Origin of the sequence: Thermococcus indicus (genome assembly GCF_006274605.1) — an archaeon.
Taxonomy (GTDB): Archaea; Methanobacteriota_B; Thermococci; order Thermococcales; family Thermococcaceae; genus Thermococcus; species Thermococcus indicus.
In genome coordinates this window covers 1,212,344-1,231,304 of record NZ_CP040846.1, presented here as the reverse complement: position 1 = coordinate 1,231,304, position 18,961 = coordinate 1,212,344, and the positions used below count along the sequence as shown (strand labels likewise).

At 53.3% G+C, this 18,961-nt stretch carries 26 protein-coding genes and 1 CRISPR repeat array (1 of these 27 only partly in view); of the genes, 16 read left to right on the top strand and 10 right to left on the bottom strand.

Annotated elements, in window-relative coordinates:
• Positions 1 to 43 precede the first annotated feature (43 nt).
• The 10 genes from FH039_RS06785 to FH039_RS06740 all read left to right on the top strand — a co-directional run bounded on the left by FH039_RS06785 (position 44) and on the right by FH039_RS06740 (position 6,123).
• Positions 44 to 496 (top strand): peroxiredoxin, encoded by a 453-nt coding sequence (locus tag FH039_RS06785; RefSeq protein ID WP_139680707.1) that lies wholly within the window; start codon positions 44 to 46, stop codon positions 494 to 496.
• Positions 497 to 595: 99 nt separating this feature from the next.
• A complete protein-coding gene (locus FH039_RS06780; protein ID WP_139681712.1) occupies positions 596 to 1,825 on the top strand; it encodes an FprA family A-type flavoprotein in 1,230 nt (409 codons plus the stop codon).
• A 22-nt stretch (positions 1,826 to 1,847) separates the two neighbouring features.
• Positions 1,848 to 2,930, top strand: coding sequence for an NAD(P)/FAD-dependent oxidoreductase (locus FH039_RS06775; protein ID WP_139680706.1), 1,083 nt, complete (start codon positions 1,848 to 1,850; stop codon positions 2,928 to 2,930).
• 91 nt (positions 2,931 to 3,021) lie between these two features.
• Entirely contained in the window at positions 3,022 to 3,537 is a 516-nt protein-coding gene (locus FH039_RS06770; RefSeq protein ID WP_139680705.1) for a rubrerythrin family protein, read from the top strand.
• A gap of 79 nt (positions 3,538 to 3,616) precedes the next feature.
• Positions 3,617 to 3,778 carry a rubredoxin gene (rd, locus tag FH039_RS06765; RefSeq protein WP_088180549.1) on the top strand — a complete coding sequence of 54 codons (162 nt, stop codon included), beginning with the start codon at positions 3,617 to 3,619 and terminating at the stop codon, positions 3,776 to 3,778.
• Positions 3,779 to 3,788: 10 nt separating this feature from the next.
• Positions 3,789 to 4,136, top strand: coding sequence for a class II SORL domain-containing protein (locus FH039_RS06760; RefSeq protein ID WP_139680704.1), 348 nt, complete (start codon positions 3,789 to 3,791; stop codon positions 4,134 to 4,136).
• Positions 4,137 to 4,266: 130 nt separating this feature from the next.
• Entirely contained in the window at positions 4,267 to 4,851 is a 585-nt protein-coding gene (locus FH039_RS06755; RefSeq protein ID WP_139680703.1) for a hypothetical protein, read from the top strand.
• Positions 4,852 to 4,884: 33 nt separating this feature from the next.
• Complete coding sequence (locus FH039_RS06750; RefSeq protein ID WP_139680702.1) at positions 4,885 to 5,244, top strand: iron-sulfur cluster assembly protein; 360 nt, start codon at positions 4,885 to 4,887, stop codon at positions 5,242 to 5,244.
• Positions 5,245 to 5,247: 3 nt separating this feature from the next.
• The gene (locus tag FH039_RS06745; RefSeq protein WP_139680701.1) at positions 5,248 to 5,598 is read left to right on the top strand and encodes an iron-sulfur cluster assembly protein; all 351 of its coding nucleotides are present in this window, start codon (positions 5,248 to 5,250) and stop codon (positions 5,596 to 5,598) included.
• Positions 5,599 to 5,601: 3 nt separating this feature from the next.
• Positions 5,602 to 6,123 (top strand): ferritin family protein, encoded by a 522-nt coding sequence (locus FH039_RS06740; protein WP_139680700.1) that lies wholly within the window; start codon positions 5,602 to 5,604, stop codon positions 6,121 to 6,123.
• Positions 6,124 to 6,186: 63 nt separating this feature from the next.
• On the opposite strand, the gene FH039_RS06735 is transcribed toward FH039_RS06740, so the two are convergent.
• The 3 genes from FH039_RS06735 to dps form a co-directional block, all read right to left on the bottom strand.
• On the bottom strand, positions 6,187 to 6,636 hold the full coding sequence (locus FH039_RS06735) for a ferritin family protein (RefSeq protein WP_240703305.1): 450 nt from the start codon (positions 6,634 to 6,636) through the stop codon (positions 6,187 to 6,189).
• Between the two features lie 120 nt (positions 6,637 to 6,756).
• The gene (locus tag FH039_RS06730; RefSeq protein WP_139680699.1) at positions 6,757 to 7,059 is read right to left on the bottom strand and encodes a ferritin family protein; all 303 of its coding nucleotides are present in this window, start codon (positions 7,057 to 7,059) and stop codon (positions 6,757 to 6,759) included.
• Positions 7,060 to 7,102: 43 nt separating this feature from the next.
• The gene (dps, locus tag FH039_RS06725; protein ID WP_013466635.1) at positions 7,103 to 7,654 is read right to left on the bottom strand and encodes a DNA protection during starvation protein; all 552 of its coding nucleotides are present in this window, start codon (positions 7,652 to 7,654) and stop codon (positions 7,103 to 7,105) included.
• Between the two features lie 103 nt (positions 7,655 to 7,757).
• Here dps and FH039_RS06720 point away from each other — a divergent pair, with 103 nt between their 5' ends.
• Together FH039_RS06720 and FH039_RS06715 are read left to right on the top strand one after the other, a co-directional pair.
• Positions 7,758 to 8,135, top strand: a complete 378-nt coding sequence (locus FH039_RS06720; RefSeq protein WP_139680698.1) for a Fur family transcriptional regulator — start codon at positions 7,758 to 7,760, stop codon at positions 8,133 to 8,135.
• A 113-nt stretch (positions 8,136 to 8,248) separates the two neighbouring features.
• The gene (locus FH039_RS06715; protein WP_139680697.1) at positions 8,249 to 8,899 is read left to right on the top strand and encodes a hypothetical protein; all 651 of its coding nucleotides are present in this window, start codon (positions 8,249 to 8,251) and stop codon (positions 8,897 to 8,899) included.
• 110 nt (positions 8,900 to 9,009) lie between these two features.
• On the opposite strand, the gene FH039_RS06710 is transcribed toward FH039_RS06715, so the two are convergent.
• Positions 9,010 to 9,489, bottom strand: a complete 480-nt coding sequence (locus FH039_RS06710; RefSeq protein WP_139680696.1) for a ferritin family protein — start codon at positions 9,487 to 9,489, stop codon at positions 9,010 to 9,012.
• Positions 9,490 to 9,543: 54 nt separating this feature from the next.
• Here FH039_RS06710 and FH039_RS06705 point away from each other — a divergent pair, with 54 nt between their 5' ends.
• The 3 genes from FH039_RS06705 (at position 9,544) to FH039_RS06695 (ending at position 11,090) form a co-directional block, all read left to right on the top strand.
• Positions 9,544 to 10,071, top strand: coding sequence for a GNAT family N-acetyltransferase (locus tag FH039_RS06705; protein WP_139680695.1), 528 nt, complete (start codon positions 9,544 to 9,546; stop codon positions 10,069 to 10,071).
• A gap of 94 nt (positions 10,072 to 10,165) precedes the next feature.
• Positions 10,166 to 10,738, top strand: coding sequence for a molybdopterin-dependent oxidoreductase (locus FH039_RS06700; protein ID WP_139680694.1), 573 nt, complete (start codon positions 10,166 to 10,168; stop codon positions 10,736 to 10,738).
• A 4-nt stretch (positions 10,739 to 10,742) separates the two neighbouring features.
• Positions 10,743 to 11,090: a hypothetical protein gene (locus FH039_RS06695; RefSeq protein ID WP_139680693.1), complete on the top strand. Its 348-nt coding sequence runs from the start codon at positions 10,743 to 10,745 to the stop codon at positions 11,088 to 11,090.
• A gap of 3 nt (positions 11,091 to 11,093) precedes the next feature.
• Here FH039_RS06695 and FH039_RS06690 read toward each other — a convergent pair whose 3' ends face one another.
• The 6 genes from FH039_RS06690 to FH039_RS06665 all read right to left on the bottom strand — a co-directional run bounded on the left by FH039_RS06690 (position 11,094) and on the right by FH039_RS06665 (position 14,963).
• Positions 11,094 to 11,804: an ABC transporter ATP-binding protein gene (locus FH039_RS06690; RefSeq protein ID WP_139680692.1), complete on the bottom strand. Its 711-nt coding sequence runs from the start codon at positions 11,802 to 11,804 to the stop codon at positions 11,094 to 11,096.
• Complete coding sequence (locus FH039_RS06685) at positions 11,801 to 12,238, bottom strand: hypothetical protein (RefSeq protein ID WP_139680691.1); 438 nt, start codon at positions 12,236 to 12,238, stop codon at positions 11,801 to 11,803. The genes FH039_RS06690 and FH039_RS06685 overlap by 4 nt, the downstream gene beginning before the upstream one ends.
• A complete protein-coding gene (locus FH039_RS06680) occupies positions 12,235 to 12,978 on the bottom strand; it encodes an ABC transporter permease (RefSeq protein ID WP_139680690.1) in 744 nt (247 codons plus the stop codon). Before FH039_RS06680 ends, FH039_RS06685 begins: the two co-directional genes overlap by 4 nt.
• Positions 12,975 to 14,024: a hypothetical protein gene (locus FH039_RS06675; RefSeq protein ID WP_139680689.1), complete on the bottom strand. Its 1,050-nt coding sequence runs from the start codon at positions 14,022 to 14,024 to the stop codon at positions 12,975 to 12,977. Before FH039_RS06675 ends, FH039_RS06680 begins: the two co-directional genes overlap by 4 nt.
• Before the next feature lie 21 nt (positions 14,025 to 14,045).
• A complete protein-coding gene (locus FH039_RS06670; RefSeq protein WP_139680688.1) occupies positions 14,046 to 14,462 on the bottom strand; it encodes a hypothetical protein in 417 nt (138 codons plus the stop codon).
• Positions 14,463 to 14,618: 156 nt separating this feature from the next.
• Positions 14,619 to 14,963 (bottom strand): ferritin family protein, encoded by a 345-nt coding sequence (locus FH039_RS06665; RefSeq protein WP_139680687.1) that lies wholly within the window; start codon positions 14,961 to 14,963, stop codon positions 14,619 to 14,621.
• Positions 14,964 to 15,120: 157 nt separating this feature from the next.
• On the opposite strand from FH039_RS06665, the gene FH039_RS06660 reads away from it, so the two are divergent.
• Complete coding sequence (locus FH039_RS06660) at positions 15,121 to 16,113, top strand: TIGR01177 family methyltransferase (RefSeq protein WP_139680686.1); 993 nt, start codon at positions 15,121 to 15,123, stop codon at positions 16,111 to 16,113.
• Between the two features lie 467 nt (positions 16,114 to 16,580).
• Positions 16,581 to 18,961: a CRISPR direct-repeat array (repeat unit 31 nt; unit sequence GTTTCAGTAGTCACAGAATTGTGTGGAAAAC) (it continues 407 nt past the right edge of the window).

The following is an 18,961-nucleotide window of genomic DNA, read 5'->3' as shown; positions in this document are numbered from 1 at the left end:
AACCTTTCATTTTTCCAATTTGAAAGCACTGGAGGTGTGTCATATGAAGATTGGGGAAGAAGCCCCGGATTTCGTTCTGAAGGATCAGAACGGAGAGGATTTCAGACTGAGCGATTTCAGAGGGAAGAAGGTTCTGCTGTCCTTCCACCCGCTGGCGTGGACCGGGATATGCGAGAAGCAGATGAAAGCCCTGGAAGAGAACCACGAACGCTTTGAGGGCCTGAACGTCGTTCCCGTTGGGATAAGCGTTGACCCCGTGCCGAGCAAGAAGGCCTGGGCCGAGCACATCGGCCTCAAGAAACTTAGAATCCTGAGCGATTTCTGGCCGCACGGAGGGGTTGCGAAGCTCTACGGCCTGTTCTGCGAAAAGGAGGGCTTTTCGGAGAGGGCAAACGTCCTCATAGACGAAGAAGGAAAAGTTGCGTTCTTCAAGGTCTATCCGATAAGGGAAGTGCCCGACCTGGAGGAGATATTCAAGCTTTTGGAGGGAGGGTGAGTTCCTTTTCCAATTTTCAACCCTACCCATTTCTGTCCCTAACTTTTTGGTTAAGAAAGGTTTTTTATGCTCACGCACCAAATAGGTTCGGTGGTGAAAATGCCCAAGATATGGGTCGAAAAGATACTCGACGAACCCGAACTCTACATTCTGAGGATTGACGACGACAGGATAAGGTACTTTGAAGCAACGTGGGACATCCCAGAGGGGATAACCTACAACGCTTACCTCATGAAGACCGGCGATGCGGTTGTTCTCTTTGACGCTTGGAAGAAGGACTACACAGAGGAGTTCCTTGAGACCCTGAAGAAGCTCGTTGACCCGAAGGAGATAACTCACATTATAATCCACCACACGGAGCCCGACCACAGCGGGGCGATTCCAGCGATCCTTGAGGCCAATGGTTATCGGGCAAAGCTCATAGGCACTAACTTTGCCAAGCGCTTCTTAGAAGGCTTCTACGGCGAGAAAGCTGTCGAGAACTTCCACATCATCAAGGACGGCGAGGAGATTCAAATCGGCGGAAGGACTTTCCGCTTCATAACCGTCCCCTGGCTCCACTGGCCGGACACTATGATTACCTATATCGTCGAGGACAGGCTTTTGTTTGGCTGTGACGCCGGCGGCGGCTACGGGATTCCGGAGACTATAGACGACAGCGACGAGGAGGTCGTTAAAAAGTACCTCCCCCACGTGACGAAGTACATCGTTACGGTCATCGGGCACTATCACAAGTACATCGTCCAGAACATCAAGAAGCTCAAGAGCCTCGGCATAGTTGAGAATGCAAAAATGATACTCCCCGGGCATGGGCTTATCTGGAGGAAGAACCCGGCCAGGATATTCGAGCACTACGAGAGAGTTGGGGCCGGAATTCCAACGAAGGACAAGGTTCTGGTTATATACGATTCGATGTACGGCTTCGTCGAGAGGAGGATGGAGATCGTCATAGACGAGCTCAAAAAGCACGGAAAGAAGCCCGTCGTCTACAAGTTCACTGACAAAGAAGCTCCGGCGGTGAGCGACATACTCGGCGAAGTCCCTGACAGCGAGGCGATAATCATCGGTGCCTCGACCTACGAGGCGGAGATACATCCGAGGATACGCTACACCCTCTACGAGATGCTGGACAAGGCCAACTATGAAAAACCGGTTCTCATTGTTGGAGCCTTTGGATGGGCCGGCGTCGCTGGCAAGAAGATAGAGACCCTCATAACGAGGAGCAAGTTTGACCTCGTTGATGTAGTTGAGAGCCGCGGCATGCCGAGGCCGGACGACGAGGAACGCCTTAGAGAGGGCGTCAGAAAACTAATAGCGTGGCTTTCTTAATCCTCTTTTTGAGGTGCGTTCAATGAGACTCGTCATAGTCGGTAACGGGCCCGGTGGCGTTGAGCTCGCCAAGGACCTGAGCGAGGAGTTCGAGGTAACGATAGTCGAGAAGGAAAACCTGCCCCACTACTCAAAACCCATGCTGAGCCACTACATAGCGGGCTTTCTGCCGGAGGAAAGGCTCTTTCCCTATTCCCTGGACTGGTACGAGAAGAAAGGGATAACCCTGCTCCTCGGAGCTGAGGCAAAGCTGGTTGACAGACTGCGAAGGGTTCTCGTGACGAGTGCCGGGGAGGTGCCCTACGACGTTCTCGTGATCGCGACGGGGGCCAGGGCAAGGGAGCCCTCGATTCCTGGAAGGGAGCACATCCTAACGCTCAGAACCCTCAGCGATGCAAGGCTGATAAAAGAGCGCCTTGAGAAAGAGGGAGAAATAACGATCCTCGGCGGAGGTTTCATAGCCCTCGAACTGGCGGGAAACCTTGCCAAGGCAGGATACACAGTCAGGCTTGTTCACAGAAGGAAAACCCTGCTCGGCCTTGACGATGAGCTCAGCGGACGCATAAAGGAAGCGCTCGAAGGTGCTGGAGTTGAGTTCCATCTGGAAACGAACGCCCTGGGAGCCGACGGGGAGGGTCTTAAGACGGACAGGGGCTACATCAAGGGCAGACTGAAGGTCTGCGCCTTCGGGATAGTACCTAACAAGGAGCTGGCCGTGAGGAGTGGCATCCATGCCGGCAGGGGAATACTGGTCGATGACCACCTCAGAACATCGGCCAGGGACGTCTACGCCATAGGGGACTGCGCTGAACTGGGAGGAGTCATCGGGGGAACCGCCAAAACGGCAGTGGAGCAGGCGAAGGTTCTCGCAAGAATACTGGCCGGGAAGGAGGCCAATTACGTCCCATTCAGGTCTGCATTCTTCAAGTTCGCCGACTTCGGTGTGGCGATTATCGGAAGGACCAAGGGCCAGGCGCAATGGCTCGATGAGGACACCAGGGTCTTCTACGATGGCGGCAAAGTCAGCGGCGCCGTTGTACTGGGTGACATGAAGAAAGCGTTCAGGCTCGAAAAAGCCATTAAAGAGGGACTGCCTATTGACTGAAGTGCGGGTTTCCTCAAACCTTAGGTTTGGAAAATCGTTATATACTCCAAACTCGAAGGGATATTGCAGCATCGTTCGTTGGTGATATCGTATGGCAGTGGAAAGAAAAATGACCCGGAAGTTTCTGGAGGATGCCTTCGCCGGAGAAAGCATGGCCCACATGAAGTACCTGATTTTTGCCGAGAAGGCCGAAAAGGAGGGTTTTCCCGGAATAGCGAAGCTTTTCAGGGCCATAGCTTATGCGGAATTCGTCCACGCGAAGAACCACTTCATAGCGCTCGGACACCTCGGGAAGACCCCCGAGAACCTGCAGGCTGGCATAGACGGCGAGACCTACGAGGTCGAGGAGATGTACCCGGTCTTCAAGAACGCCGCGGAGTTCCAGGGCGAGAAGGACGCGGTTAGGACGACCCACTACGCCCTGGAGGCGGAGAAGATACATGCAGAACTTTACAAGAAAGCTAAGGAGCTCGCCGAAAACGGGAAAGACATCGAGATAAAGAAGGTCTATATCTGCCCGGTATGTGGATACACCGCCGTCGATGAAGCCCCCGAGTACTGCCCGGTCTGCGGTGCCCCCAGGGACAAGTTCGTGGTCTTTGAATGAATCTTTCGTTTTTCCGTTTCTCAAGTTTGAGGCGCAAACCTTATAAGGCCGGACTAATAACATTAGGGTGGTGAAAGAAATGGCGAAGTGGAAGTGTATAGTTTGTGGCTACATCTACGATGAGGATGAAGGTGACGAGGACGCCGGGATAGCCCCTGGAACAAAGTTTGAGGACCTTCCCGAGGACTGGGTCTGCCCGCTCTGCGGTGCACCAAAGGATATGTTTGAAAAGATCGAGTGAGGTGGTTGAGATGCTTAGCGGAACCATAAAGAGTGGAGACTGGAAGGGGGAGAAGCACGTCCCCGTTATAGAGTACGAGAAGGACGGCGACCTCGTCAAGGTCGAGGTCAGCGTCGGCAAGGAGATACCGCACCCGAACACCCCCGAGCACCACATCGCCTGGATTGAGCTCTACTTCCACCCGGAGGGAGAGAACTTCCCGGTTCTCGTCGGCAGGGTTGCCTTCACCAACCACGGCGACCCGCTGACCGAGCCGAAGGCGGTCTTCTTCTTCAGGACCCAGAAGAAGGGCAAGCTCTATGCCCTCAGCTACTGCAACATCCACGGCCTCTGGGAGAACGAGGTCACGCTTGAGTGAATTTTCCGCCCCAACCCCTATTTTTTAGTGATTCGCCGCGAACCGGCCGGAAGGTTTATTTACGCAACCGCCCTACCCAAACAATAAGCAATGAATGAGATGATAAAGAATGCATCCCTATCATGGTATCATGGGGGTCGGTGGGATCCTTGTTCTTCTCGGGATTCTCCTGACGTGGAACCTTTCAAGGAATATAGAGAAGTTCCGGCTCGGAACCAGGAGCATCTCGCGGTTCATGTTCCTCGGCGGTCTCCTGACGGCACTCGGATTCATCGAGCTGATGCTGGGTATGGGAACCGAGGTCATGGCACTCCCCGCCATTCTCGGGCCGGCCCTGATAGTCTACGCACTCTCGGAAAGCGGCCTCGTGAGGGCGAAGCCCGAGATGCTCGTCCAGGTGGCGGTGATAGTGGGCTCGCTCGTGCTGAGCGGGGACAGGGTTCTGTACGTTATCGAATCGTTCTCTGCCATAGCCGTCGTGATCCTCATGGACGCCGCGGCCTTCTACGTCCACACCCCCAAACCCTACAGCAGGGGAGCGAGGCTTTCGGCGTGGCTGTTCACCCTCTCCGTGCCCCTGAACGCGTCCGAACCCGGAAATCCGCTGGCCATGGGGCTGTACATCATCTCAACCGCCCTCTGGGTTGCAATACTCGTCGCGCTTCACGGCGTCCTCAGGGAACGCTTCCCCAGAACTGCCCAGGAAAGCTTATAATGGGGCACTCCAACTCTCCTCAGGTGAGAAAAAATGAAGGTTTATATGCCCGGCAGGGAGTGGCCAGAACACTACAGGGCTGTTCTCGATGAACTCGCAAAGATAACCGACCCCGTCACGGGTGGAGACATACTCGACTCGGGTGTTGTGGCTGGTCTGGAGGTTACTGAGGATACTCTCAAGGTCTGGCTCAACTTCGAGAGCCACGCCGAGTACAACATAACCGGAGCGAGTGCGATAGCGTACTCCAAGATAATAGGCGACATAATAGAGCGCTTTGCCCTGGTGAAGTTCCAGAACGTCTACGTCTACGACCTCAAGAACAACCCCGTCGGAGTTTTTGAGAACAAGAAGGGGTATACAATTGAGGATATAAGCACGGAGAAGGCCTGAGCCTTGGGACTCTTTGGACTTTTCAAAGCAAAGAAGAAGCCCAAAAGGGGCCCCAGGGAGGACCTGCCCCCCGAAGTCTCCAGGGTAGTCAGGATTCTGGAAAAAGTCCACGACCCCGAAACCGGGCTCAATATCGTCGAAGAGGGGCTCCTCTATGGGCTGACCGTGAAAGGGGACGAGGTCGAGGTTTTTCTTTTGATGGCCAGGTCAACGCCGGAGTGTCACTTCTGCCAGGTACTGGCCATAAACGTCCAGAACAGAATACTGGGAGAGATAATGGACGCCCTGAAAGCGGAAGGGTTTAATAGAATAAGAATCTACAACGAAATTGGACTGTTGCTTGCGGAGGGGTGATTTATGGTTCAGGAACTTGAGGAGGGGCTTCCCCTCGAAAAGGTTAAGGAGTTCTCCCTTGAGGAGCTCCTCGGAATGGCCATAAAGGCCGAGATCGGGGCCCGGAAGTTCTATGAGAGCCTCGCTGAGAGGATAGAGATACCCGCCCTGAAGGAAAAGATAACATGGCTCGCGGGAGAGGAAGGCAAGCACGAAGCGCTCCTGAGAAAGATGTACGGGTCTATGTTCCCGGGAAAAGAGGTTCTCTACCCCGAGGAGCACATAGGGCCCGAACTTCAGCCCGTTGCAAGGGAGCTCCACAGTGCTCAGGACATCATAGAACTCATCCGCTGGGCTATGCGTGCCGAGGAGATAGCCGCCCAATTCTATGAAGAGATCGAAAAAATTGTAGAGACAGAGGACAGAAAAAGACTCATGCGCTACCTCAGCGACATGGAGAAGGGCCACTACTACACTCTACGCGCCGAATACGAGCTCCTCCTCGACTGGGAGATGTACAGCCAGATGATGCACGTTGGACCGTAGTCCAGTTTTTCTTTTTCAACCCACAAATTAAAAAGAGGCCAGAAAAGGGTACGTCTCCGTTATTCACTCCCTGTACTTTGCTATTAGCTCCGCCAGAATTCTGTGGTGTTCCTTCTCGTTCTCGACAAGGGCCTCGGCGAGGCCTTTAAACAGCGGGTGTGTCATCTTCTCGGCCATCTTCTGGTAGGTCTCTATCATGTCCTTTTCAATCTCCAGATGCATCTCGGCAAAGCGCTTGACCAGGGCCTTCTGCTCCGGTACAAGTTCGACCTCCTTGACCTCCTCTATGGGGCCTTCTCCCGCGAGCTTCTCCAACTCCTTCTGAGCCTCCAGGATGGCCTTCATCAGGTGCTTGTGTATTATCGTGTCCACGGCTATCCTGCCGACAACGTCCTCAACCTTGGTGTACCTCAGTCCCTGTCCCCTTATGAGGCCGAGACCGTCCGTGTAGCTTGCGGCGGCCTTCTTTTCGGTCTCGTAGGCCCTCTTAACTAGTGGTTCAACCATGTGCATCACCAGATTTATATGGACATCGAACCTTAATAACGTTTTTCATCAAGCATAATAGTGCATTAAAATACCGTCCAGTGCACGAGAATCGAAGGAAAGGAATGGAAAAGGGGAACGAAAAGGTCACAGTTCGACCTTTATGCCTGTTTCTTCCTCAACCTCCTCAAAGCCTTCCTTCATGTACTTCACGAGCTCCTCATCGACTTCAAGGAGCGCCGCCAGGAACTCCCCGACGTGCTCCTTCTCCTCATTGGCAACGTCGTGGAAGATATGCTTTATCCTTTCATCTTCAATAAGCTCGGCCAGCTGCTCGTAGAAGCTTATGGCGTCGAGCTCGGCTTCTATGGCCCAGCGTAGGGCCTGGGCTATTTCCCTCTTTGAGAGGGGCTTCTCCCTGCCGAGAAGGTAGGGTTTTTCGGCTAGCATGGTATCACCACTACACAGTACGTCCCGACGTTAATAACACTTTTCACCTCAGGAACTTCGAAACGAAGGGGCTCTCCCCGGGCTTGGTTCTCCTGAAGTGCCCGCTCGGCTTGCCGGTGAGGAGCTCCTCGAACCATGCCTCGTGCTCGATCTCCTCGTGGAGTATCGCCAGAGCTAAATCGTACGTCCTCGGGTCCTTTCCAAAGGTGTACTTGCATATCTCGGTGTAAACGCCGACCGCACAGCGCTCCGCCTCAAGGAGAACCTTGAGGATGTTCTCAACGGTCGGTTCCTCCGGAAGGTAAGCGTCGCGGCACCAGGCCATCTTGGAGAAGTCAACGATGTCCCTCGGGAGCTCACCGCCAAGCTCGTATATCCTCGGAACAAGGGCCTCGAAGTGGTTCCTATCTTCAAGACGGGCGTCCTCGATTATTTCCTTTATCGTCTCCCCCTCCATACCTGCCGCATGGTTTCTCAGAACCGTGTAGTAGTAATAGGTCGTAAACTCCGCGGCTGCAGCTTTAAGCAGCATATCCAAAAGCTTTTCCACATCTATCCCGGCCTTCTCAACGAGCCTTCGGTTGTGTTCAGACATAGTTTTCACCATACGCTGTTAGCGTTCCTACTTAATAAAGCTTTCCATTTAGAAGCAATTTCTAATTAGAAAGCCTTATAAGCTAGGCGGTGTAGGTTAAACCATGTGGAAAGAGAAGGCTCTTAAAAGACTCAAAGAGCATAACTACAAGCTCACACCCCAGAGGCTCAAACTGGTGGAGATACTCGATAGAATCGGAAGCGAACATCCCTCACTCAAGGATATCCTCAGCGAGATCAAAGGGGAATTCCCAACAATGAGCTTCTCCACACTGTATTCCAACGTCCTAACTCTGAAAGAGCTGGGTCTCATTGAATTATTCTCCCTGGACGGAGAGACTAGGGTGGAGCTCAACACAGAGCCGCACATTAACCTGATAAGTGGGGGCAAAGTTATCGACTTCAACGACCCGGAGATAATAGAAAGAATCAGGGAGAAAACGGGCAGAAGGGTCAAGCTCGTCAACGTTTTGCTGGAATGAAGTGTGGACACAAAGGACTGCATTAATCATTTCCCATTTCTTGAAGGCGAGTAGTTCTTTAGACAAAGTCTTATATAGCCCCTTTTCTCTACACCATATTAGGACGTGATATTATGAAAGTTATAGTTCTCTCCACCTTGCACCAGTTCCACGACCACGTGAATTACTACACCTATGAAGACCTGGCGCATATAATCTGGAGTTTCTCGCCGGATGTTCTCGCCGTTGAGCTGAGGCCCTCCGACGTTGAGGGCAGAATACCGCAGACGATAAAGCAGGAATACCAGAACAGCGTTTATCCCCTGATTGACAGACTGAAGTGTAAAGTCCTCCCACTCGAACCGCCCGAGCCGAAGTATTCCGAACTGATACGAATGGCGAGGGAATCAATGGAAGAGGTGCAGGAAAACAATCCAGACGCTCTGGAGCACTTCAAGCTCTACGTGGAAGCCCTTTATGAGGTGCTTTTCAACTGGTGGAATTCGGTCATTGACGTTAACTCCTACGAAACGGACCGCCATTTTGAGATCAAACGCAGGTACCAGAACTCACTGTTCGGGGATAAAGAAAGGACAGCATGGGAAGCATGGAACCAGCATTTTCTGGAGCAGATCCTCAAAGCAAGTGAAAGAAGGAAGGACGGCAAGATGCTCGTCTTAGTTGGGGCCGAGCACTCGTACTGGCTGCGCGGGGAGCTTCGTAAAAGGCAGGACGTTCAGCTATTGGAAGCCCCCGAAGTTCTGCCCGATATTATAGGGCTCTGAGGTCTCAAGCTGCCCGCCGTAAGGAACAAGAGCCCAGATACCCCCCAGGTTAAAAAGCAAGAACAGAGGGCCCTGTGCTCCTATCCCAGCGGTGCTTTATCATTGATGGATTAGTCCACCTCGAGGCTGAAGTCCTGGTAGTCCATCCAGATGCCGGTCTTCATCACCGAGTCGTACTGGGCCTTCAGAAGCTCGTAGTGACCCTTCTCGACCTTTGCCAGCTCCTCAAACACGCGCTTGACGTCCTCGTGCTTCGCCTCCCTCGCGGCCCTCTCGTAGAACTCCCAGGTCTTCTTTTCCTGCTCCATCCCTATCTTTACCGCGTCCACCTCGCTCAGCTTCTTTTCGTCGGCCTCCACCAGGAGGCTCTCAAGGGCGGCCCTGTCAACCGCGGGGAGCTCGCACTCCTCTATGAGCTTCTCGACGAACTTTTCCTCGAACAGCTCCCAGTGGCCCGCTTCCTCGTTTGCCAGAAACAGAAACATTCTCCTAGCCCGTTCGTCGTCGGCCTTTTTCGCCAGCCTTATGTAGAACTTCAACTCGGCTTTCTCGACTTCAAGGGCAAGGGCCAAAGCCTGGAGTTCATTCATGTTATCACCAAAACGTTTTAGGTTTCGGGTCCTAATAACCTTTGGTGGACAGGTATGAGGATTGAGAGGGTGGATGAGCCACTGGCACTTAAGGGGGAGCTGGTTCACTTCGTCTTCAGGGTTTACCGGGGCACGAACGGAGCGTATCCCGCGCTGGAGTGGGTGGAGAACAAGCCATCAACGGATGATTTCGATGGCTTTAAGCGCGTTTACGAACCGTTCCTTGAGTTCCGCCTTGGGAAGGAGTTCGACGAGCTCTACGTCCTGCGCGATAGTGACGGGAGGGTAATGGGCACCGTGGCCCTGGTTTACAACCTCGAAGGCAAGGACGTCTGGTGGGTGCCGGAGGAGATAAGGAGGGAGAGAACCGGACTAATCGAGTTCTTCATGGTGGATCCGTCATACAAAGGCAGGGGGTATGGATCAAAGCTCTTGGAGTTCGCCATAGAGAGACTTCAGGAGCTCGGCAAGGAAGCGTACGTGATAACCTTCCCGGAGCTCGAGGCTTATTCATATTATATGAGAAAGGGCTTCGTCAAGGTGATGGACTATAAGGAGTTCGTGGTGCTGAAAAAGGTGTAAGTTAATGGCCAGTACCCAGAACTGCCCAAAAAACCTTTTATACGCCCGCGAGTAGGGCAATTAAGGCCCTGTTCTGGGCGAAGGTCGTGATATTATGAGAAAAGATGTTTTCGCATTTCTTATAATCATTCTCCTCATCGGCGGGACGTACCTACTGGCAAGAGACGATGGGAACACAGCAACGGTTGAGGCTCCAAAGGAGCTCGGCGTCATCCAGGTCACGGGGCTCGTTGAAAGGCCCTACAACATCACCTACGACGAGCTCTCGAAGCTCCCATCGAGGGAGGTTGAGGCGCCCCTCTACTGCGTCGGCGAACCGGGAAAGGTCAGGAAGAATGGAACGTGGAAGGGCGTTCCGTTGAGGACAGTCATTGAACTGGCAAAGCCCAAGAGCAGGGCATACAAGGTGGCCCTCTACGCCAGCGACGGTTTTACGACGGACCTCTACCTCGACGCGGTAAGGGAGGACGAAGACATAATCATAGCCTATGAGTTTAACGGCGAGCCGATAACTCCGAGAATAGTCGCTCCGGGCAGGTGGGGCTACAAGTGGATAAAGTACCTGACGGGAATCGAGCTCGTGAGCTACGACTTTACAGGCACGTGGGAGAGCGCCGGCTATCCTGACGACGCTTACATCCCCGATGAGCTATCCCCGGGCAGGTGATGAGATGAAGGCAAAGACCGCCATTGCGATTGTCGAGTGGACCTCCCTGCCCCTGCTCCTCTTAGCGGGGCTTCTCGTCATCAGCGGCTACGGGCTGACGAGCGAGGCAGCCAGAAACGCCTCGCTGGGGCTTCTGACATTCTCCCGCTCCCAGGCGATCCACCTCAGCCGGCTGGTTAAGCTGGGCTTCGTCTCCCTCCTGCTCCTCCATACCTACGCGGGAACGGAGGTGTTAGCAAAGAAGGTGGAAAAGACCGGCCATCAAAGGCTCGCGGCACTTATGGAGTACTCCGTGTTAGCGTTTCTAATCTACGTGGGCTGGATAGCGTTGAACGGGGAGTTCGGAGGATGAGGCTCATTTCGAATTCTGGGCCGTATCCGTCCCAGGTGGGCGGAACATCGCGGCTATCTCCCCGGCCATCTCTCCAAACTCCCCCTTCAGGTAGACCTTCCCGCCGCTGATGACCACTCCGTAGTCGGCCAGCCGCTCAAAGGGCTCCCATATGTGGCTTATGAGAACGAAGCTTCTGCCCCTGCCCTTCCACTTCCCGATGATGCCCACGATTTCTGCGACACTCTCAAAGTCCAGGTTGGCCAGAGGCTCGTCAAGGAAAACCACCTCCGGCTCTCCAACGAAGGCCTGCGCGAGGCTAAGCCTCTTCACCATTCCCGAGGAGTAGCCGTCTATCCTCCTGTCGAGGGCATCTTCGATGCCGAAGAGCCTCGCTGCCTTCTCAACATCGTCCGGATTCGCTCCCCGCGTCCGTGCAATGAACTCCAGCCACTCTCTCCCGGTGGTCAGCTTCGGGAACCTTCCAGGGTCGAAGGCCACACCGATGCTCTTCCTCACCTCCGGGTGCCGCCAGGGATCCTTTCCGAGGAGCCTCACGGTTCCTTTCGTTGGCTTGTAGAGGCCCAGCGCGACCTTCATGAAGGTGCTCTTTCCGCCTCCGTTGGGGCCGAGGATGAGCGTCAGGCCCTCGGGTATCTCCACCGTGACCCCCTGAAGGGCCCTTATCGGGCCGAAGTACTTGTGAAGGTCCCTCGCCTCGATTACCGCGCTCATCTCCTCCCACCCCCAAGCAGGGTAAGCGCTAAAAGCCCTCCGAACAAGGCCGAGACCCACAGGTGTGCCGACTTCTGCTTCCCCGGGAAGCCGACATCAACGGGCGTTATCGTTATGGTGATGCCCCCTCTTGAGTTCCCGCCGAACTCGTAGTATCCTGGGTGGGGAAAGACGAGCGAGAACGCCCCGTTGCCCTCCACTTCGCCGGTGAATATCGTCTCCCCCGTCTGCAGGTCTTCTATCCAGAACTCCCCGGTCCCAACGGCGTAGAGCTTCACCGACGCCATTGAGGATATGTAAACTGCAGTCGCATCCCTTTCGGAGACGAAGGCCGTTTTGTAGTGAACGTCGCTCGGCCTGAGGTTCGACTGAAGGGCAAGGCCGACCAAAGAAACCAGCATGAGGGTGAGGAGGAGGGCCCGGAGGAGCCTCATCTCACGTCCCTCCAGTTGCCGATGAGGAGGTAAAAGGCTATAAGTACCAGCGCCGGAAGGAGAGTCATCTTCACGAAAGCCCACGAGAACACTGGGTCCGACCACACCGAAATCGTCGCGGATCTATAGTCTATCAGGGCATTCCGCCAAGGCACCGGCCCGTACCAGGTCGTCCCCAAAAACATGGGGAGATAGAGCGCTATGAATCCCCCGAAGATGGAGACGTAGGTGTTGGGCGAGGCTATCGCTATCAGGGCCGCAACGGAGGTCATGAAGAGCAGGGCGGAGAAGTAGAAGAACGCCATCTGGGCCGTGTGGATTTTCAGGACGCTGAGCACGGCACCGGGGGTTGCCGAGAAGTGCATGCCAAAGACGAGGAGGTACACTGAAAAGGCGAAGAGGAAGAGCGCGAGAAAAGCCGCCAGGAACTTGGCGAGGAGGATCCTAACCCTCGAAACCGGGAGGGAGTACACCGAGAGGGCAACACCTTCATCTCTTTCAAGCCTTACGGCCAGGGTTATTATGAAGGGAACCAGTATCGCGAGGATCAGGTAAACGTCGCCGGTGAATGCCGTCCGGAAGACCGAACCAAGTATATTTACCCCATGAGGCCCGCCATGGGAACCAGCGCTCCAGGTCAGGTAGTACCTCTTCATCACCGTTCCAACGAGAACCGCCCCGGCCGAGGCCAGGGTCAAATTGAGCGGGGAGCGGAGCTCCCAGCGGAGGACTTCCTTCACCTCCTCCACCTCCAGAGGAAGAGCGCGCCGAGAACTGCAACGATGCCAGCGACAGCAAAGATGGCCGTTTTTGAGGGCCCCTCGTCGGGAAGCTCTGCTGGCTTGGTGAAGTCTATGTTTGTCTTGGCCAGGACGAGGCCGAAGGGCGGCATCTTGTTGCTTTCCTTGATCTCCTCCTCGTGCTCCTCGGCAAACTCGGTGTCCTGAATCATGGTACTGCTCACGCCGAGGGCCTTCCACAGCGGGCTGAAGGGCGTGAAGAAAGCCACCGCCAGGCCGCTCGATCCGTCGTAGAGGATAACGTCCTTTCCAACAATCCGTTTTAGGTTCATCATGTTCGTGTGGGCCATGTAAACCGGGGCGTTAAAGTCGCCGTAGTACGTCATCGCGGTCGAGTTTATCATTTTGACATTCTCAACTTTCAGCGCCGGCAGTATCTCAAGCCCGGTCACGTTGGCCGGATTCTCGGCCCAGAGGAAGTTTCCCCCAACGGGGGTGCCGTTCACGTGGATTTTCCCCGTGGTCAGGTCGATCTCGACGACCCCGGCCCTGCTGAAGTTCTCCGGTATGTACGACTTGTTGGCCAGCCTGCCCTCACCTTCCATAATCATCAGGCTAACTGACCGCTGCGCCGTCCGTTCATAGTAGCTCTCCTCGCACACGGTGACGTTGCCGCCGGCGATCGGCACCTCCAGGCAGTCACCTCCGGTGAAGTTGTAGCGCTCCTGGTACTTCCGGAGAAGGGCCCTCGCCTCCTCCAGGCCGAGAGTGGAGTAGGCCTCCCGGGTGCAGTTGAACCCGAGTAGAAGGAGCGATAGCCGGGCCTTATCGTCTGAAACGTTGAGGACGCGCCACGTGAACTCCACCCTGGGGCAGTAATAGGTCACGTTCCCCGCGGAGGTGTCCAGGTCGATTGACAGCCAGCCCCTGGCGACGTACTTGGCGTATATCCCTTCCTTGAACCAGTAGGGCGTTGCCGAGGCGAGCGGGCTTAGGATCAAGAGAACGAAAAAGAGGAGAACGAAAAACCTGGAAACCCTCTCCATGTGATTCCCCCCGATTCCGATTCACTCACCTTTCTCGGTTGTACTTGTGTAGGTAGTTCCCGGAACCCAGGTTATCTCGGCGTAGATGGTCTTGGGCCATAAGGGGCACCAGCCGGTGGCGGCTATCTGGGCGGAGTCCCAGGCGTATCCGGCCGGTGGGGTTGCGGTGGACGGGCTGAACTTTGTAGTCCATAGCTCACAAACTCCAGTCGAACCAGCGTCGCCGTGTATGTTGTAGAGGTAACCGGGCTTGCTCTGGCTCGCGTACCCGCTTATCCAGCAGTAGAGACTTCCATCGTCGGTGGGCGCGTAGGTGTTCTCGTCGTGGACGAGGGGGTCCCTGGTTATTGCCTCCGGCTCGTCGCCGTCCAGTGCCACGGCCACTCCTGAAAAGAATAAAACTCCCAGCAAGAACAGGGCCAACACATTCCTTAGCATCGCCCTCCCCCCAACGGGGTTTTGCACTTAATGTTACATCAATGTCGCTTATTAAGCTTTCGGTGTTCTGGAGTTTTCTGTAAACAACTTTAAAAAACAATTGTGAACACATCAAAACCTTGGTAATCATAATACGAGGAAATAGTAAGAGGCGGGCTAGAAGTTGAAGTTTATATCCTTCATCAGCTGGTCGTAGAACTCCTCCCTGTATATGTCGGGGTAGCCAGGCCTCTGAACGAGCTCCGACAGCTTCTCGGCTATGACCCTGAACTCGCCCATGACGTCGATCTCTATTTTCTTGGGCTCCGTCCTGGCCCCTTCAAACTTCTCGGCCATCTTCTCGATTATCTCGCGGTGCTTGTCCTCCTCCTTCGCGAGGAAGAGAAGCTCGTCGCGTATTATGTCGCTGGTGGAGAGAGAAGCGAGCTTCTCGTAGGCCTCCTTGGCCCGTATCTCCGCGTTTATGGCAATCTCAAAAACCTCTTTGTCAGTTATCTCCATGGAAATTCACCGATATAACATTCACCCACACCCCTATTAACGTTTCGCAGGCGGATGATTTACGAACTTAATCGCGCCGATGGAATGGCCCGGTCCACTCCCAGGAATAACAAACGAAGGGGAACAAGCTTAAAAACCCCTCTGAAAAGCTCCAACCATGCTCTACCTTGAGATACTCGGGAACCTGCCGGAGATGGCGAAGGACGAGGTAAAGGCCATGCTGGAACTGGCCGGCGGAAGGATAATCGGCCAAGACTACCTGTTCCTGAAGCTCGATGCGGATGAGACGGCTTTCCCCTACCTCGACCGGCTCGGCCTCGCTCACGAATACGGGGAGCTTATCGTGGAAGCCGACTCCATAGGGGAGCTCCTTCAGAAGGCCGAGGAGGTGGACTGGCCGATCCGGGGAACCTTCAAGGTCGATACCGAGACGATGGCCAACTGCCGGCACGACGTCCTCGACCTGCCGAGGAAGCTGGGGGCGGTGATACACGCCCAGGGTTTTCACGTGAACCTCTCAAAGCCGGACACTCTGGTTAGGGTTTACTGCGGCGAGAGGGTCTACGCGGGGATAAGGCTCAGGTTCTTTGACCCCAAGGACTTCGAGAGGAGGAAGGCCCACCACAGGCCGTTTTTCAGACCGATTTCGCTCCACCCGAGGATCTCCCGCGCTCTTGTGAACCTCACGAAGGCCAAAAGGGAACTCCTCGACCCCATGATGGGTGCCGGCGGAATCCTCATGGAGGCAGGGCTGCTCGGCCTCAAGGTCTATGGGGTCGATATCAGGCCGGAGATGGTTGAAGGGGCCGAAAGGAACCTCAGGCACTACGGGGTGAAGGATTTCGAGCTTAAACTCGGCGACGCGACGAGGCTTTCGGAGCTTTTTGATAAAACGTTCGAGGCGGTAGCCACTGACCCACCCTACGGAACCTCAGCGACCCTCGCCGGCAGGAGGAGGAACGAGCTGTACAGGAAGGTGCTGGAGAGCATCCACGGGGTTCTCGAGCCGGGCGGGAGGCTGGCGATAGCGTTTCCAGCGGACTTCGACGGGGAAGAGGAAGCCGAGAGGGTCGGCTTTAAGCCGGTTGGCAGGTACTACCAACGCGTGCACAAGAGCCTGGAGAGGTATTTCTACGTTTTTGAGAGGTGAGTATCACGCCGAAAAGGTTCCTTTTCCCAAACGGGGGAATTACCGGGGTTAAAACTGGGATAGAAGGGGCAAGATGAGACTGGAAGTCAAAAATTGTCGTCCCCAAAATGTAACAATCCGTAATATTGCACGGTTAATATTGTAACCCGTTCTAAGGGAGAATTTGAGAAAACTCCTAAAAAGCTCCCTAAAATAGTAGTATCTGGGCCAGATAGAATCTTTTGACGATTAGTCGTCTTAGAGAGGTGTTCTCCAAAAAACACCCCCTCTCAACCCTTTGGAAATCACGTGAACAATAATGAACGTCAAAGGGAGAAGCCATACAACAGCCCCAATTGAGAGTCCCAGGGCTTATCACCCTGAAATTGAAGACCGGAAAAAGCTCGAATTCTTGAGGCTTCCAGAAACCCTTAAATATCTGGAGAGCGTAGAAAGCCAATGGGTAAAACAGGGCAAAATTCCCGCCTGTTTCAGTAGTCACAGAATTGTGTGGAAAGCCTCTACAATGCGAGTTAATACAACATCGAACACAATAGTTTCAGTAGTCACAGAATTGTGTGGAAAGCATGAACCACACCAACAAACCTACAATCACCAACAGGTTTCAGTAGTCACAGAATTGTGTGGAAAGGCGATAGAAGCCGGCAAGCTTAGGGCCGTGCCGGTGAGTTTCAGTAGTCACAGAATTGTGTGGAAAGGGACACGGAGGCCCTCCTCGCAGAGTTGGGGCAGTTAAGTTTCAGTAGTCACAGAATTGTGTGGAAAGATGACGTCGATGGCAGTGTTAGTAAAGCTCACAAAAGTTTCAGTAGTCACAGAATTGTGTGGAAAGCGAAGAGCTTCTGAATTGCTTTTTGTGTTATCTCGAGTTTCAGTAGTCACAGAATTGTGTGGAAAGATAGCCTCCCTCGCGGTCCGGAGGCGACGGGCGAGGGGTTTCAGTAGTCACAGAATTGTGTGGAAAGGTTATTACCACCACTCCCACTTTTTGGCCTCGATTTCAGTTTCAGTAGTCACAGAATTGTGTGGAAAGGTGGTGGAAGTTAGGATTGAGGCTTATGAGAGGGGCGGTTTCAGTAGTCACAGAATTGTGTGGAAAGTCATGAGAATAAAACCAGATAATCACAAGAGGGTCATGTTTCAGTAGTCACAGAATTGTGTGGAAAGTCCAGAGCTCGACCCTTAGAACGTCCCTCTCAAGTGGTTTCAGTAGTCACAGAATTGTGTGGAAAGTGGCTATGAGTGCGTGCAGTATGTGCTCGCCAGCCGGGTTTCAGTAGTCACAGAATTGTGTGGAAAGGAAAATGCCGCCGCTACGACTGCCCCAGAGAACCCGCGTTTCAGTAGTCACAGAATTGTGTGGAAAGTTCACAAAAGTCGAGCTCAAGGAGGGAGTTGCAGATGTTTCAGTAGTCACAGAATTGTGTGGAAAGAAGAGATAAAGGGCGTTAAAAGGGCATTTAACACCTTGTTTCAGTAGTCACAGAATTGTGTGGAAAGATGCTGTAACTTTTGTTATGGGTTCGTGGGAGTGGTCGTTTCAGTAGTCACAGAATTGTGTGGAAAGCAAGTTGTGTAGTGCTTACTAGTTGTCCGTTTTTATAGTTTCAGTAGTCACAGAATTGTGTGGAAAACGAACTTCGTGCAGTCGGCGCAGGACAGCTACATACGGGTTTCAGTAGTCACAGAATTGTGTGGAAAACAAGTGGGGTGGTAGGAACAACGTCCCAAAGGTAAGCGTTTCAGTAGTCACAGAATTGTGTGGAAAACTCTTAATCCTTGAAAGAACACTCTTAAGGGTCTTCAGTTTCAGTAGTCACAGAATTGTGTGGAAAACTCAATCATTCCTGCAAATTCATATACCGTGCAAACAGTTTCAGTAGTCACAGAATTGTGTGGAAAACTTCGAGGCGCACACCTCTAAAGGACTTGCCACCGACGTTTCAGTAGTCACAGAATTGTGTGGAAAAGATAGGAGAGACCGACGCCACGCCAAGGCCCGCATATAAGTTTCAGTAGTCACAGAATTGTGTGGAAAAGAACGAAACGATGTACCAGCCCTTTCTCTCCGTGAAGGTTTCAGTAGTCACAGAATTGTGTGGAAAACTCTGGGCAGGGGTCGGGTTCTCTATGGTGTGCGGAAGTTTCAGTAGTCACAGAATTGTGTGGAAAACACCTCCTCTTCAAGCTCATAGATTTCATCATCAAACGTTTCAGTAGTCACAGAATTGTGTGGAAAACGTAAAATCTGCATGTGAGTGGAACCTGTATCCTCGTTGTTTCAGTAGTCACAGAATTGTGTGGAAAACCTAGACACATACCTCTGACTACGCACCGTAAAACTCAGTTTCAGTAGTCACAGAATTGTGTGGAAAACCAAATCAAACCAAAACCCAAGATAAAGAACGAAAACCGTTTCAGTAGTCACAGAATTGTGTGGAAAACCTGGCTCGGTAACGACCTCAACCCGCTTTACCCGCTCAAGTTTCAGTAGTCACAGAATTGTGTGGAAAACGAACTACCTCGCTACTGGCTCAAAGAGATTCAACAAGCGTTTCAGTAGTCACAGAATTGTGTGGAAAACATCGTCGAATGTCACGTCAATGACGAGGCCCCCTTTGTTTCAGTAGTCACAGAATTGTGTGGAAAACTAATCTCGCTCGTGGGAGTCCTAACACAGAGTAAGGTTTCAGTAGTCACAGAATTGTGTGGAAAACACATTATCTTGCCAGTCTCAGGGTCAATGACTATCCTCGTGTTTCAGTAGTCACAGAATTGTGTGGAAAACGAACTCTATGGATAACGGCCTTATCATTCTCTGTTAAGTTTCAGTAGTCACAGAATTGTG